The sequence below is a fragment of the Agrobacterium sp. T29 genome (genome assembly GCF_006970545.1).
Lineage (GTDB): Bacteria > Pseudomonadota > Alphaproteobacteria > Rhizobiales > Rhizobiaceae > Agrobacterium > Agrobacterium leguminum.
The window spans coordinates 726,952-741,867 of sequence record NZ_CP040640.1; the positions used below are offsets into that span (position 1 = coordinate 726,952).

Sequence of the window (14,916 nt, forward strand, 5' to 3'; positions counted from 1 at the left end):
GCGTCCTATTTGCGGACGTGTCACAGAAGCGCTTCCCTTCGGGCTGGAAAGGTTCTAGAGAAGTCGCAGAAATATGAAAGCGTTGCCGGCTGCGTGAAACCGCTTCACCCGCCGCAGGCGCGACAAACAACGGCCCGGAGGCCTTCGTGAAACCGAAGAAGCCGGGAAACAATCAGGCAGGTCTTTAAGTGTCCGAAAAAGCTGAAAAGAAGCAGAACGCCCTCTGGGAGAACGTCAAGGTCATCATTCAGGCGCTGCTGCTGGCCATGGTCATCCGCACCGTGCTGTTTCAGCCCTTCACGATCCCGTCCGGCTCGATGATGCCGACGCTTCTGGTTGGCGACTATCTTTTCGTCAATAAGTTCTCCTACGGCTATTCGAAATATTCGCTGCCCTTTTCGCCGAACCTGTTTTCGGGCCGCATTCTCGAATTCAGCAAGCCGAAGCGCGGCGATGTCGTGGTCTTCCGCCTGCCGCCCAATCCTGAAGTCGATTACATCAAGCGTCTCGTCGGCCTGCCGGGCGACCGCATCCAGGTGACGAACGGCGTGCTGTTCATCAACGGCCAGCCGGTGCCGAAGCAGCCCGATGGCACCTTCACCTCCGATTACCGCGCCGATCCGGGCGCCAATGTGCCTGTCTTCCGCGAAACGCTCGACAATGGCGTCACCTACGACACGCTCGATCAATCGCCCGACTCGCGCGGCGACAACACCCGCGAATTCGTGGTGCCGGAAGGCCATTATTTCATGATGGGCGACAATCGCGACAATTCGCTCGATAGCCGTTTCGATGTCGGTTTCGTACCGGAAGAAAACCTGATCGGCCGCGCCAGCGTCATCTTCTTCTCGCTGGGCAATGACACGCCGTTCAGCCGCATTTGGGAATGGCCGGCCAACATGCGTTGGGACCGCCTCTTCAAGGTTGTGGAATGAGCAAGACCAAGCCGCTTTCGGCGGACGAGATTTCCCGTCTGGAAGCGTTGATCGGATATGAGTTCAAGGAAAAGGCCCGGCTCGACCGGGCCTTGACCCATGCCAGCGCCCGCTCGGCGGCGGCCGGCAATTACGAGCGGCTGGAATTTTTAGGGGACCGTGTCCTCGGTCTCTGCGTCGCCGAATTGCTATTCTCCACCTTCCGCAACGCCACCGAAGGCGAGCTTTCGGTCCGTCTGAACCAGCTCGTCAGCGCCGAATCCTGCGCCGCGATCGGCGACGAGATGGGGCTGCATAATTTCATCCGCACCGGCTCGGATGTGAAGAAGCTGACTGGCAAGGCGATGCTGAACGTGCGCGCCGATGTGGTCGAAAGCCTGATCGCCACCATCTATCTGGATGGCGGGCTGGAAGCATCGCGCAAATTCATTCTGAAATACTGGCAGGGCCGCGCAACCAGCGTGGATGCCGGGCGGCGCGACGCCAAGACCGAGTTGCAGGAATGGGCGCATGCCAGATTTGCGACCACGCCCTCTTACCGGGTTGACGATCGCTCCGGACCGGATCACGATCCACGCTTTACGGTGACTGTCGAAATTCCCGGCGTAAAGCCGGAAACCGGTGTCGAGCGCTCCAAGCGCGCGGCCGAGCAGGTGGCGGCAACAAGATTGCTGGAACGCGAAGGCGTCTGGCAGAAGACCTCCACCCGGAACTGAGCGCCCGGCGAGCCGGGTGCCAAAATCGAGCGCATGGCGGACCCGCGGGCCGCATGTTGAATACCTCTGACCTTGAATGGATATCATGACCGATCACGAAAACCCCGCCATGACTGGCGAAGATGCAGCCCTTCCGACCCGCTCCGGCTTCGTGGCCCTCATCGGCCCCACAAATGCCGGCAAGTCGACGCTGGTGAACCGGCTGGTGGGCGCCAAGGTTTCGATCGTCAGCCACAAGGTGCAGACGACGCGCGCCGTGATGCGCGGCATCGCCATTCACGACAATGCCCAGATCGTTTTCATGGACACGCCCGGCATCTTCAAGCCGCGCCGCCGCCTGGACCGCGCCATGGTCACCTCCGCCTGGGGCGGCGCGAAGGATGCCGATCTCATCCTGCTGCTGATCGACAGCGAACGTGGCCTGAAGGGCGATGCGGAGACCATCCTCGAAGGTCTGAAGGATGTCCCGCAGAAGAAAATCCTCTGCCTCAACAAGATCGACCAGGTGAAGCGTGAAGACCTGCTGAAGCTCGCCGCCGCCGCCAATGAAGCGGTCGCCTTCGACCGCACCTTCATGATCTCGGCGACCAACGGTTCGGGCTGCGAGGACCTGATGAACTATCTGGCCGCCGAACTGCCGGAAGGCCCGTGGTATTATCCGGAAGACCAGATTTCCGATCTGCCGATGCGCCAGCTCGCCGCCGAAATCACCCGCGAAAAACTGTTCCTGCGTCTGCATCAGGAGCTTCCCTACGCCTCGCACGTCGAGACCGAAAAGTGGGAAGAACGCAAGGACGGCTCCGTGCGCATCGAGCAGGTGATCTATGTCGAGCGCGACAGCCAGAAGAAGATCGCGCTCGGCAAGAACGGCGATGCGATCAAGGCCATCTCCACCGCCTCGCGCAAGGAGCTGTCTGAAATCCTCGAACAGCCGGTGCATCTCTTCCTGTTCGTCAAGGTGCGCGAGAACTGGGGCGACGACCCCGAGCGTTTCCGTGAAATGGGACTGGAGTTCCCGCGGGGTTAACGCGCAGGCGCGATATGCGCGATGCGGAAACACACCCGCTTCCGTCATTCCGGCCTTGAGCCGGAATCCAGCCAGCCCAAGTCCTTGGGCTGAAAAGAGGCCTCTCGCCGCGCCGACGCGCGTCGACTGGATTCCGGCTCAAGGCCGGAATGACGGGCGGGAAATGTCGCGAACCAACGCGAACGTCGAGATTGCCCAAGCCCTTCGCTTTTGTGTGTTCGAGGGGGGGGACGCGACGCAATCCTTGAACGAACTGAATATCTTCACCCACCATCGGGAACCGAATACCCTTCGGGCGGGTTGTTCCAAAACAATTGGGCGCAACCTTTTTCGATGACGGATATTCATGTCGCCAAAAAAACCGAACGGAATTTCCACCACCCCGTGCCAGCAATGTCCCCTGCGCGACCTGCCGCATTTCCGGGATTTTTCCTCTTCCGAACTGGATTTCGTCTCGCGTTTCAAAACGGGGGAACTTGCGGTGGAAAGCGGCTCCGTGATCCTGATGGAAGGCTCGCACAGCGCCCATCTTTACACCGTTTTGCAGGGCTGGGCTTTCCGTTACAAGACGCTGGAGGACGGCCGGCGGCAAATCCTCAACTATGTCATGCCCGGCGATCTCGTCGGTCTGCAGGGCACGGTGATGGGGGAAATGCAGCATTCGGTGGAGGCGCTGTCTCCGGTGACGCTCTGCGTTTTCGAGCGGTCCCGCCTCAACAACCTCTTCACCGATCATCCGACGCTTGCCTATGACCTCACCTGGATCGCGGCGAGTGAGGAACGCATGCTGGACAGCCATCTCCTCAGCATCGGCCGCCGCACCGCGCTGGAACGCGCCGCCTATCTGATCGCGTTTCTTTATCGCAAGGCGAAAGCGGTCAACCTCATCCCCGGCGAAACACCGATCCCGGTCACCCAGCAACACGTTGCCGACACGCTTGGCCTGTCCATCGTTCACACCAACAAGACCTTGAGAAAGCTCGTCGATCGCGGTCTCATCCGTTGGACGGACAAGGGCTGTCTGGTGCTTGACGATGCGGGCTTGACCAACGTGGCGGGCTGGGAAAGCGATGAAAAGCGGCAAAGACCCTTCATCTGATCTTCCTTTGACATGTCTTTTTTAAATGACGGTGGAGCCGTAATTTGCGACTCCTGTCGTGATATCTCACGGGAGAATCATGTCGGAGACCGCAGCTTCGAGCCGTGCGGTCGTCTTTTTTTGGGAAGAAGAAAACATATGGTGCCACAACGGGTTATCATCGTTGAGGATGAATATCTGGTGGCGCTCGATGTCGAAGCGGTTCTCCAGTCCATGGGGGTGGAATCCGTCGCCATCGCCACCACGCTTGCGCAGGCGAGGCAGGCTGTCGAAGAGGACGGCGCCGATTGCGTGCTTCTCGATGTCAGCCTCACCGACGGCAAGAGCTACGATTTCGCGCGCGGGCTGCGCGATGCGGGCATTCCCTTCGGTTTTGTCAGCGGTTATGGCGACACGACGGGTTTTCCGGAAGATCTCATGCACGCGCCGTTGCTCGGCAAACCCTTCGGGGAAAACGAAATTATCGATTTCGTTCTCAACCTCGTCGGCGCGGTCGACGATACCGTAAAAGAATAACGTTTTGCCGCCAGATCGGGTATGATCGGGCCTGAATCGAAATTCGGACGCGTTTCATGCAGTGGCAGGAAGAGGCAATCATTCTCGGCGTCAAACGCCATGGCGAGACGAGTGTCATCGCCGAGGTGATGACCCCTTCGCGTGGCCGCCATCTGGGGCTGGTGCGTTCCGGCCGTTCCCGCAGCATGCAGCCCGTGCTTCAGGCGGGCAACCGGGTGGATGTCATCTGGCGGGCGCGCCTTCACGATCATCTGGGTGAATTCCGCATTGAGCCGCTGCAATTGCGCGCTGCGCAGTTGATGGAAACGGCGACCGCCGTTTATGGCGTACAGGCCATGGGCGCGTTGCTCAGGCTTCTGCCGGAGCGCGATCCGCACCCGCATCTCTATCAGGCGCTGGATATCATTCTCGACAATCTGCATGACCCCGTCGATGCCGGGGAGTTATTCGTGCGCTTCGAACTGGCGGTGCTGAACGAACTCGGTTTCGGGCTCGATCTTACCGAATGCGCGGCGACGGGGCTGCGCACCGATCTCATCTATGTATCGCCGAAAACGGGCAGGGCGGTTTGCCGCACGGCAGGTGCGCCCTATGCGGAGCGGATGCTGTCGCTTCCGGCTTTCTTAAGCGAAGGCCAGTCGAAGGCCGCCGATCCTGACAGCCTTGCGGCGGCTTTCCGCCTCACCGCTCATTTCCTCAATCGGCATGTCTACGATCCGCGTGGCTTCAACGAAAACGCCGCCCGCGACGGTTTCGTGCAGGCGGCGCTGAAGGCGCTTGAGCGCAGGGCAACGGAGGGCAGGGCGATGCCGCCCGCCCTCGATAAGGCTGTCTGACTAGGCCATTGCAGGCCTCGGAGCCGGTCGCTCCTGAATGGGCCAATGCACGATGGCCGCGAAAATCCCCATGCCGACGCCCAGCCACCAGACGAGATCATAGGAACCCAGCCTGTCGTAAAGGAAGCCGCCGAGCCAGACGCCGAGGAACGAGCCGATCTGGTGCGACAGGAACACGACGCCGCCGAGCATGCCGAGATGGCGCGTGCCGAACATGATCGCCACCAGCGCATTGGTCGGCGGCACGGTGGAAAGCCAGAGAATGCCCATCACGGCCGCAAAGATGATGACCGAAACCGGCGATTGCGGCAGAAGCAGGAAAGCGGTGACGGCAACCGAACGGGCGAGATAAATATAGGCCAGCAGATAGGGCTTCGAATAACGCTGGGCGATGACGCCGGCGGCAAGCGACCCGATGATGTTGAAGAAGCCGATCAGCGCCATGGCGATGACGGCGTAGCGCGGTTCGATGCCGATATCGCCGAGATAGGCCGGGAAATGCGCGGTGATGAAGGCCACCTGAAAACCGCAGACGAAAAAGCCCGTGGTCAAAAGCAGGTAGCTTTTATGGCCGAGCGCTTCTTTCAGCGCTTCGCCCGCCGTCTGCTGGAACTGCGCCTGCGACTGGCTGCCGGAAGAGGAATTGCCGCGCATCGGAAAGGCGAGCAGCGGCACGAGCATCATCATCGCGGCAAGCCAGACGAGGCTGTCCGACCAGCCATAGGTGGAAATCAGGCCCTGGCTGATCGGCGCAAACAGGAACATGCCGGCTGAGCCCGCCGCCGTGCCGATGCCGAAGGCGAGCGAACGCTGCTGCGGCGTGACATGGCGCGCAAAGGCCGAAAGGATGACGCTGAAGGAGCCGGCGGCAATGCCGAGCCCGACGAGAACGCCGCCGCCGAAATGCAGCCAGAAGGGCGAGGTGCCGAAGGACATGCAGATGAGGCCGGCGGCATAAAGCAGGCCGGAAAGCACCAGCACGCGGCCCGTGCCGTATTTATCGGCGATGGCACCGAAGAAGGGCTGGCCGAGCCCCCAGAAGAGGTTCTGCAGGGCCATGGCGAGACCGAAGGTGGAACGGTCCCAGCCGGTATCGGCGAGCATCGGCAGCTGGAAAAAGCCCATGGCGGAACGGGGGCCGAAGGTCATGACCGCGATCAGCGACCCGGCGGCGATAATCAGCCAGGGCATGGTCTGGCGTGTGGCTTGCGACATGAATATTCCCCCATCGCGGCGCCGCGTCCCCAAAAAAGAGGGACATGGCTTGCCGCAGATTCCGCTACGATGGGATGAATATTATCTTTTGTCAGCCGGTCCCACTAGCGACTTTTCTTGACGGCCACTATTCATGGGATTGATGGAATGCCCTCGCATGCCGGCCACCGGAGAGACGACGATGAAACAGAATATCTACGACGATCCCGGGTTTTTCGAGCGTTACAGCGCCATGCCGCGCTCTGTGGAAGGTCTGCGTCAGGCCGGCGAGTGGCATGAATTGCGCGCCATGCTGCCGGAGCTGAAAGGCACGGATTTTCTCGATCTCGGCTGTGGTTTCGGCTGGCATTGCCGTTATGCCGCAGAGCAGGGGGCGGCCCATATCGTTGGCGTCGATCTGTCGGAGAATATGCTGCGCCGCGCCGCCGAGATAAATGGCGGGCCCGGCATCGAATACCGTCGCGCCGCTATCGAAGACATCGATTTTCCGCAGGAAAGTTTCGATGTGGTGCTGAGTTCTCTCGCCCTGCATTACGTTCGCGATCTCGACATGGCATTCGAAAAGATTTTCGCCGTGCTGAAATCCGGCGGTGATTTCATCTTTTCCATCGAACATCCCGTTTTCACGGCGCTGGAAAAACAGGACTGGTTTTATGGCGAGGATGGTGAAATCCTGCACTGGCCGCTCGATAATTATCAAAGCGAGGGCGTGCGCCATTCCAACTGGATGGCGGACGATGTGGTCAAATATCACCGCACGGTGTCAGGCATTCTCAACGGTCTCTTGGCCGCCGGATTCGTTTTGAAGCGGCTGGCGGAACCGAGGCCGGATCCCGCTTTGATGGCCGAGCGGCCGGAACTCAGGCACGAAGATCGCCGCCCGATTTTTCTGATCGTCGGGGCGCGCAAGCCGTGAGGCGATGAACCCTCCGTCTACTCATTCCTGTGACAAGCACAGGAATGAGGGAGAGAGGGTGCGCCAGCCTATGAAACTTTTCGCCGTGGGCTGTGGGTTCGGTTTGACCGAACCAGTCGCTTACCGCCGCTTGATCGCCCAGCCTTCCGGCCTTTCCTCGATCACCTTCGCCACATCACCGACGGACAGCCTGCCTTCGCCACGCGGCGTCACGTTCCAGCCGAACAGCGGGCCGGGCACGCGACGGTCTCCGGACATGCGGATGCGGCCCATGGCTTTCATGGGGGAGGGCACATCGCGGGAGCCGGTCGTCTGGTCCTGCGTGGTCATGATGCAGCGGGCGCAGGGTTTGACGAGATCGAAGCGAATGCCGCCGATCTCGATGGCCGCCCAGCGGTCCTCGGCCCATGGCTCGTCCGTATCAAGCACGATATTAGGTCGGAAGCGCTCCATGCCGACCGCGTCCTCGCCATTGGCGCGCATATTGTCGTTCAGCGCGGCAAGCGAGGCGGTGGTGGTGACGAGAATCTGGTAACCGTCCGCAAAGGTGACGGGCGTTTCGTTGCCGGTCCATTCGAGGCTTGAAATGCGTTTCGAGGCGTCGTCGAAGAACACCAGCTTCACCTCGCGCCCCAGCCATGCCGAGAGCGTGTCGTTGGTCTCGCCATCGGCGATATTGGCGCTGACGATCGATTTCCACACCGCCACATCCATGCGCTCTCCGGAAGGCCTTGCGAAAACCTCGCCGCCCTTTTCCCGAGAAAGCGCCATGCCGCCATCCTCGTGCCGCGCCAGAACCGTGGCGATGGCCGGCAATTCGCGCTGGGTGATGAAATGGCCTGTGGGATCGATGAGCATGGCGCGACGGTCGCCCGGCAGGCCTTCTGCCGAAACAATGCTTTCGGAGAGGGGAATGCCGCGCGCGCTTTTCAGCGGATAGATGTTGAGTTCGGTCACACGCATCTCGGGTCTCCTCAAATCTCGTCGAGAAACAGGTCCAGCACCTGTTTCAGCCGCTCATGGCGGGCCTTGGCCATCTGCCGGCCCGTCTCGGTGCGAAAGCCGTCGGCCAACTTGAACAGCTTGGTTTCGAAATGGTCGATGGCAAAGGCGCGGTCGTCAAGCGGCCGCTCCTTCGCCAGCGGGTCGACCGGGTCGTAGAGAGCCGAACCCATGCGTCCGGCAATATAAAAGCAGCGCGCCGCCCCCACCATACCGATGGCGTCCAGCCGGTCGGCGTCCTGAAGGATTTTCGCCTCCAGCGTCTGCGGCTCGATATTGGCGGAAAAGCTGTGGGTGGTGATGGCATGGGCGGCGGCGTCGATATCCGCCTGTTGCCAGCCGAGCGCCTCGAGAATACCTGCGGCTTTTTCTGCCGCGAGCCGTGAGGCCTGCGCGCGGAGCGGCGAGTTCTTCTCCACCGCCACGCAATCATGCAACAGCACGCTGGCGGCCAGCACGGTGCCATCGCCGCCTTCGCCCGCATGGATGCGCATGGCATTGCGGAAGACGCGGTGAATATGGGCAAGATCATGCGAGCCGTCGCCCGTATCGGCGGCGTGCGGTATCAAATCCTGCGCAAGCGCCGCAAAGGGTGCGAAAGCCTCGGCCGCGATCATGCCTGCGGCTTCCGGGTGAGGATTTTCTGGTAGAACAGGCCGATGCCGATCAGCACCGCGCCGAGACCGATGAAGGATAGCGCCCGAAGCACGCCTTCTAGATTGCTCATGTCGATCAGGAAGGCCTTGGCAACCGAGATCAGCACGAAGGCGGCCGATGCAAGACGCAGGCTGCGGGCATTGAAGCGCGAACCGAGCACGAGCAGCAACACGCCGATCAGCAGCCAGACCACCGAATAGCTATAGGTCTCGCCCTGCAGGAAGCCCTTCCAGTCGGCAATGTTCTCGCCCTGCCAGAAACGGCGCACGGAAAGCGTGGCCCAGGCAAAGCCGAGTGCCGCACCGGCCACCGCCAGCATGCTGACATAGGGCGGCGGACGTTTTCCGCGCGCATAATAGGCAAGGCCGCCATAGGCGAGCGCCGGCAACAGGTAACCGATCAGCAGCAGGTTGAGGAACGGGATGCTGCCGGTATTTTCGCCGGTGAAATAGGGGTTGAGCGTGAAGAAATGCATCGTCAGCACGTTGATGACGGCAATCACGCCGGCAATCATCGAGCCGTAACGGAAGACGGGGCTCGGGCTCTTCAGGTCCAGCGTCATCAAGACGCCCGAGAAGCCGATGGTCAGCAGCGTGTAGATCGACTGTTCGCCAAGCGTCGGCACGCTGTCATCCAGCGTGCCGCCATTCATCGCGTGGCGGATGAGGATGGCGACGGCGAGAAGGCCCATGACGCTGGCGATCGCCTGCAGGAAGTTCTTCGCCCTGACCCCCGGCCAGTCGCGCAGCAGCCATGCCGAGGCGACGGCCAGCAGTGCGGGAATGCCGTAACCCGGCAGAAGCGCGTTGAAGACTGGTGTGGTCCCAAGATTTTGCGGCCCGACAATGGTGGGTTCCCAGGCGATGCGGCCGAGAACGGCAACGCTTGCCACCGCCATCACCCATGGCAGCACATCCCAGTTGCGGTAACGTGTCGCGAGCACATAAACAAAACCGATGACGGAGAGCAGCACGGTCGTCGCAAGCCCCTGCGTCAGCGTGTGCAGGCAAAGCGCGAAGGCGGCGAAGGAGCCGAGCACGAGGATGTTCAGCGGCTTGCGATAGGCCTCGTCGTTCTGCCGGTGCAGCCACTCGGCGCCTGCAAGCAACACCAGCCCGAGGCCAAGGCCATAGGCGGCGTGCAGCCAGTCGCGGCCGAGATTGCCGTATTCGACAAAGCTTGCGGTGGCGAGCCAGACGGGGAAAAGTGCTGCGATACCGGCCCAGAGCTGGCCGAAATCCGCATCGTCAGCGCCCTTGCGTTTCAGGAAGGAGAAGGCGCAGAGCACGAAGACGGCTCCGAGGCCGAGCGCCATGGCGATTTCCGCCGTGTAGCCGACCGATACGGGCGGAAGGGACACGGACGTATCGTTGATGAGGCCGATAAAATCGATGCCCTGCCGCGACATCAGCGACACGGCAGCCTGCGCACCGAGCGCTGCGATAATGGCGGGCCAGACCGCATAGTGGCGGGCGGCGCCAAGCGCTGCAAGGGCGGCGATGAGCGCTGAAACGATGAGCGCCGGATGGGTGTCGATACCGCCATCGGCAAAGAGGAAACCGATGGCCGGCAGGATCACGGCCATCGACACGGTGAGATTGAGGGCGAGCGACGGGCGCAGCAGAAGCCGCATGGCGCGGATGGCGCGCCGCTCGGGAGCGGCGGTTTCGCCGGCCTCGGCAGGCGGCGTGTCGAATGTCTTGCCGGGCCAGAGGAATATGGTTCCCGCCAGCATAACGAGCAGGGCAAGCGTTGGCGGTTCGGCGCTGATCGTTTCGGAAAATCCGATATAGCCGAGCGTCCAGAGGCCGAGGCCGGCATTGGCGAGAGAGGGAACCACGGTCCAGCCCTGCCTGCGCGCCGCGGCCGCCGTTGCCAGCCAGGAGATGGTGAGGAACACAAAGAGCGCCCAGATATTCGGCGTTTCGGTGGAAATCAGCGCCGGCGTCAGCATCGAACCGAGAAGGCCGAGACCGGCCAGCGCCTGCCCGTGCAGCAGCGAAAGCCCGATGGTGGCGAAGGCGACGAGCCCAAGCAGGCCAAAAGCCATGCCGGGGCCGATATAGCCGTAAATGCCATAGGCGGCGTAGACGACCCCGAACAGCGTCAAGGCGCCGGCCGCCGTCAGCACGCCCGGTATCATGGCATTGGAATAGGTGGCGGCGATACCCGGCACCGCCTTGCGGCGGACAGCCTCGCCTGCAAGTCCGAGGACGAGGCCGAAAATGGCGGCGAGCGACAGCCTGACCGCCGGGCTGAGCAGCCCCGATTCGATCGAATATTTGACGAGGAAAATACCGCCGAGCGCCAGCGCCAACCCGCCTGCCCAGACGGCCCAGCGCGCGCCGAGCAGGCTTTCGAAGCTTTCCTTCGTCGCCGGTGCTGATGCCGTATCGCTCGCAGGAGCGGAAGGTGCTTCCTCGCGGACGGCGTCTTCCGCCTGCGCCATGGCGGCGGCTTCCTGCGGCTCGGAGGCGTATTCAGCCTGGGAGGCTGCGTCTTCCGCAGGCGTCCTGCTTTCCTCTTCCGTCTCGAAATCCGGTTTTACCGTGGATTCCGCGCTCTCCGCCTGCGCCGCCACAGGCGACGTGACGCCCGCAGCGATCAGCCGCTTGAGACTGAGAACTTCCCGTTCCAGCGACTTGATTCGACTTGAATTGCGGATGCTCGCGACAAGCGTGTAGATGAAGGCCGCGACGAGGGCGAGGATAAACAGCGGGATTTCCAAACGGACTCTCCAATTACGAAGCTGTTTTTAAAGCCCTTTTGGTGAATTTATGCAAGGCCCGGTTGATGACGGATGCGGCTGGCGAGGGAGTAAGCCGCTTGTTTCTTCTCCCCGCCGGGGAGAAGTCCGCGGCAGCGGGATGAGGGGGCAATGGTAGCGATAGACCGATAGCTAGCCCCCTCATCCGACCCTTCGGGCCACCTTCTCCCCGGCGGGGAGAAGAAACGGGAGGCCCCCGCGTGCCCACTGCGCATTTAAATCAGGAAGCAGCCGCCAGCCAGCGCCGCGCCGCTTCGATATCGGCAAGCCCGAGCTCATGCCCATCCTCAACCGTTTCCATCTCGGCTCTTGCTCCGCTCGCCGCCAGCCGGACCTGCAATTCGTGCGCCTTGTCGAGATATTTGTCGCGCTCTCCCGCCACAAGCAGGACATTGCGGCCGGAAAGATCGGTCTGCGGCCATGTTTCCAGAACCGGCATCGGGCGATAGAGCAGGGCGTCTCCGGCAAGTTCGGGATAAAGTGCTGCAAAGGCCGCGTAGAAATTCGCGCCATTGGAATGGCCGATAAACTTCAGTTTCGAACGGTCGAGACCATAGGACCGTATCGCCCCTTCCACGAAGGCGGCGAAGGCTTCCGCTTCTGCGACGATATCCTTCTGGTCGAAGCTGAAATCGGGATTGCGGCGGAACCAGCGGGCGATGTCTTCCTCCGTGCTGCGGCCGCGCACGCCGAGAAGGGTGGCGCGCGGCGCTGCCCGATGCGCCAGCGGCATCAGGCTCGTTTCGCTGCCGCCGGAACCGTGCAGCAGGATGATGGTGCTGCCATCCGGCTCCTCGGGCGTATAGAAACGGTGCACGAAGGGCAGGTCGCGATAGACGATGCGCTCTTCGCCCGGCATTGCAAATTGCGGCAGGGCGACACGCACATCCGCCTCGTCCTTCATGAAGAGCGGTGGGATGAACAGTTGTTCCCCAAGTGATTCCAGCGGTTCGTCCACCGTCATGCCCGGCCCGTCGGTCGCCATTTCGATCAGCACGCCGCCCGGTTCGCGGACATAGAGCGAGTGGAAATATTTGCGGTCATGGGCGTTGGTGGTGCTGGAATTCAGCGATTTCAGCCCGGTATGAACCGCGTTCAGCTCATCCATGTCCTTCGCCCGGAAGGCGATATGATCGACGGTGCCGGTGCCCGGCGCGCTCGACCAGAAGCCGGTGGCGTCGCGCACGTCGATAATGTCGCCGCTTTCGGAAACAAGCCGGCGGATTGCGCCTGCCTGGCTTTCCTGCCGGTAACCGAAATGTTTCTCCAGAAACGCCACGGTTTCTTCCGGCACTTCGCTCAGCACCGTTGCGCCATAGATTCGGCGAATGGCGTCCTCCGCGGAAATATCGTCCGTCACATGCGGCGTCGCATCGGCAAAGGCGTGGGTGCCGACCAGTTTGACGATCAGGCCGTCAGGATCCTTCAGCCGGATGACCGGAGCGCCGAACTCATCGGAGGGGCCTTCCGCCCGGATGCCGAATTTCAGCGCCCGTGTCAGCCAGAAGCCGATGGCGGCGGGATCGATAGCCACGGAAATCTCCAGCGTCTGGCCGTAACCGACACGGCCCTGGCCGCCATCTTCCCAGACGAGAAAGGTGAGAAGCGAGCCGGGCGAGGCGATATCGTCGCCATAAAGCAGGTGCAGCTGCATGGCGTCTTCGAAGCCGGCCGTGCGTTTGGCAAGCCTCAGGCCCAGAAAGCCGGCGTAAAAATCCACATTCGCCTGCACCTTCCGGGTAATCATGGTGATGTGGTGTATGCCCAGTGCAGAATTCATCTTGCCGTCCCGCTGTTTCGCCTGCTGTTCGTGGCCCTATTTGTCGCACGCTGCCCCTGATCCGCAACCCCGGCAAATGAGAACGCTGTGTTCTCTGCGTGAACGATCCCGCTTTCGCTTCGTTGCATGCGCGATGGGCAAAATGCCGGCTTTTTGCCTGTCTTGTGCGTGTTTGTGCATATAAAATAAGCATACAAAATAACGGCTATTTTGTATGCAATTTTATCTTGCCTTGAGGGCTGGAATTGGGTCTTATGCAACCAATCCAACAAAACCATCAGGGGGAATAGATGATTTTAACGCGCAGGTTGTTGACCAGGGCTCTGGCCATTGCCGCCATCGGTGTAACCGCTGGTTTTTCGCTGCCGGTCGTCGAGGCGCGGGCCGAAACGCCGGTGAAATTCACGCTCGACTGGAAGTTCGAAGGCCCCGCCGCCGGTTTCCTGCTGGCGCTCGACAAGGGTTACTTCAAGGCTGAAGGCCTCGATGTCACCATCGATAGCGGCAACGGCTCGGTGGAAGCCATTCCGCGCGTGGCGACCGGCGCCTACCAGATGGGTTTCGGTGATATCAACTCGGTGATGAAGTTCCTCGACGAAGATCCGAGCCAGAAGATCAAGGCCGTTTATATGGTCTATGAGCGCCCGACTTTTGCCGTGGTGGGCCGCAAGTCGCTCGGTGTCACCGGCGATCCGAAGTCGCTGGAAGGCAAGAAGCTCGGCGCGCCGCCGCCGGATGGCGCCTTTGCGCAATGGCCCGCTTTCAAGCAGGTCGCAGGTCTCGATGACAGCAAGATCAAGATCGAATCGATCGGTTTTCCGGTGCGTGAACCGATGCTCGCCAAGGGCGATGTCGATGCCGTTTTCGGCTTTGCCTTTTCGGTGATCCTCAACCTCAAGAAACAGGGCATCGCCGATGACGATATCTCGACCATCCTGATGGCCGAGCACGGCTTGAATCTCTATGGCAATGCGGTGCTGGTGAACACTGATTTCGCAGAGAAAAACCCGGATGCCGTGAAGGGCTTCCTGAAAGCGCTGGCCAAGGGCTTCGCCGATTCCGTCAAGAACCCCGAAGAGGGCGTGGCGGCCGTGCTCAAGCGCAACGAGACGCTCGACAGCGCCATCGAGCTTGAACGCCTCAACATGGCCAACAGCATGAATATCAAGACGCCCTATGTGGTGGAAAACGGCATGGGCGGCGTCGATCCGGCCCGGCTTTCCGCCTCCATCGAGACGTTGAAGGTTTCCCTCGGCCTGAAGGGCAACGTCAAGGCGGAGCAGGTGTTCGACGCGACCTATCTGCCGGCCAAGGAAGAGCGCATGCTTCCGTAATGGACGGAGTTGAGCGGGTGCGGCATGCTTCTTCTCCCCGGCGGGGAGAAGTCCGCGGCAGCGGGATGAGGGGGCAAGCTCTCGGTCTATCGCTGGCGCTGCCCCCTCATCCGACC

Annotated in this window: 13 protein-coding genes; 8 read left to right on the top strand and 5 right to left on the bottom strand. The window is 61.4% G+C overall.

Features of this window, described 5'->3' with window-relative positions:
- The first annotated feature begins 188 nt into the window (after positions 1-188).
- The 6 genes from lepB to recO all read left to right on the top strand — a co-directional run bounded on the left by lepB (position 189) and on the right by recO (position 5,129).
- Positions 189-935, top strand: a complete 747-nt coding sequence (gene lepB / locus FGF54_RS03750; RefSeq protein ID WP_003496938.1) for a signal peptidase I — start codon at positions 189-191, stop codon at positions 933-935.
- The gene (rnc, locus tag FGF54_RS03755; RefSeq protein ID WP_035218055.1) at positions 932-1,651 is read left to right on the top strand and encodes a ribonuclease III; all 720 of its coding nucleotides are present in this window, start codon (positions 932-934) and stop codon (positions 1,649-1,651) included. The genes lepB and rnc overlap by 4 nt, the downstream gene beginning before the upstream one ends.
- Positions 1,652-1,727: 76 nt before the next feature.
- Positions 1,728-2,678, top strand: a complete 951-nt coding sequence (gene era / locus FGF54_RS03760) for a GTPase Era (RefSeq protein WP_168208001.1) — start codon at positions 1,728-1,730, stop codon at positions 2,676-2,678.
- 346 nt (positions 2,679-3,024) lie between these two features.
- Positions 3,025-3,777, top strand: a complete 753-nt coding sequence (locus FGF54_RS03765) for a Crp/Fnr family transcriptional regulator (RefSeq protein WP_035262671.1) — start codon at positions 3,025-3,027, stop codon at positions 3,775-3,777.
- A gap of 138 nt (positions 3,778-3,915) precedes the next feature.
- Positions 3,916-4,293: a response regulator gene (locus tag FGF54_RS03770; protein WP_059752326.1), complete on the top strand. Its 378-nt coding sequence runs from the start codon at positions 3,916-3,918 to the stop codon at positions 4,291-4,293.
- 56 nt (positions 4,294-4,349) lie between these two features.
- Entirely contained in the window at positions 4,350-5,129 is a 780-nt protein-coding gene (recO, locus tag FGF54_RS03775; RefSeq protein WP_142778963.1) for a DNA repair protein RecO, read from the top strand.
- Here recO and FGF54_RS03780 read toward each other — a convergent pair whose 3' ends face one another.
- The gene (locus FGF54_RS03780; protein ID WP_168208002.1) at positions 5,130-6,344 is read right to left on the bottom strand and encodes an MFS transporter; all 1,215 of its coding nucleotides are present in this window, start codon (positions 6,342-6,344) and stop codon (positions 5,130-5,132) included. It lies immediately after the preceding gene.
- A 181-nt stretch (positions 6,345-6,525) separates the two neighbouring features.
- Between FGF54_RS03780 and FGF54_RS03785 the strand changes: the two genes are divergently transcribed.
- On the top strand, positions 6,526-7,260 hold the full coding sequence (locus FGF54_RS03785; RefSeq protein WP_142778964.1) for a class I SAM-dependent methyltransferase: 735 nt from the start codon (positions 6,526-6,528) through the stop codon (positions 7,258-7,260).
- A 120-nt stretch (positions 7,261-7,380) separates the two neighbouring features.
- Here FGF54_RS03785 and FGF54_RS03790 read toward each other — a convergent pair whose 3' ends face one another.
- From FGF54_RS03790 to FGF54_RS03805, 4 genes are all read right to left on the bottom strand, one after another.
- A complete protein-coding gene (locus FGF54_RS03790; protein ID WP_142778965.1) occupies positions 7,381-8,223 on the bottom strand; it encodes an MOSC domain-containing protein in 843 nt (280 codons plus the stop codon).
- 11 nt (positions 8,224-8,234) lie between these two features.
- On the bottom strand, positions 8,235-8,879 hold the full coding sequence (locus tag FGF54_RS03795; protein ID WP_142778966.1) for an HD domain-containing protein: 645 nt from the start codon (positions 8,877-8,879) through the stop codon (positions 8,235-8,237).
- Positions 8,876-11,647 (bottom strand): DUF2339 domain-containing protein, encoded by a 2,772-nt coding sequence (locus FGF54_RS03800; protein WP_168208003.1) that lies wholly within the window; start codon positions 11,645-11,647, stop codon positions 8,876-8,878. The genes FGF54_RS03795 and FGF54_RS03800 overlap by 4 nt, the downstream gene beginning before the upstream one ends.
- Before the next feature lie 259 nt (positions 11,648-11,906).
- Positions 11,907-13,466 carry a VOC family protein gene (locus tag FGF54_RS03805; RefSeq protein WP_142778967.1) on the bottom strand — a complete coding sequence of 520 codons (1,560 nt, stop codon included), beginning with the start codon at positions 13,464-13,466 and terminating at the stop codon, positions 11,907-11,909.
- A gap of 290 nt (positions 13,467-13,756) precedes the next feature.
- On the opposite strand from FGF54_RS03805, the gene FGF54_RS03810 reads away from it, so the two are divergent.
- Complete coding sequence (locus FGF54_RS03810) at positions 13,757-14,800, top strand: ABC transporter substrate-binding protein (protein WP_035259422.1); 1,044 nt, start codon at positions 13,757-13,759, stop codon at positions 14,798-14,800.
- The last annotated feature ends 116 nt before the right edge of the window (positions 14,801-14,916 follow it).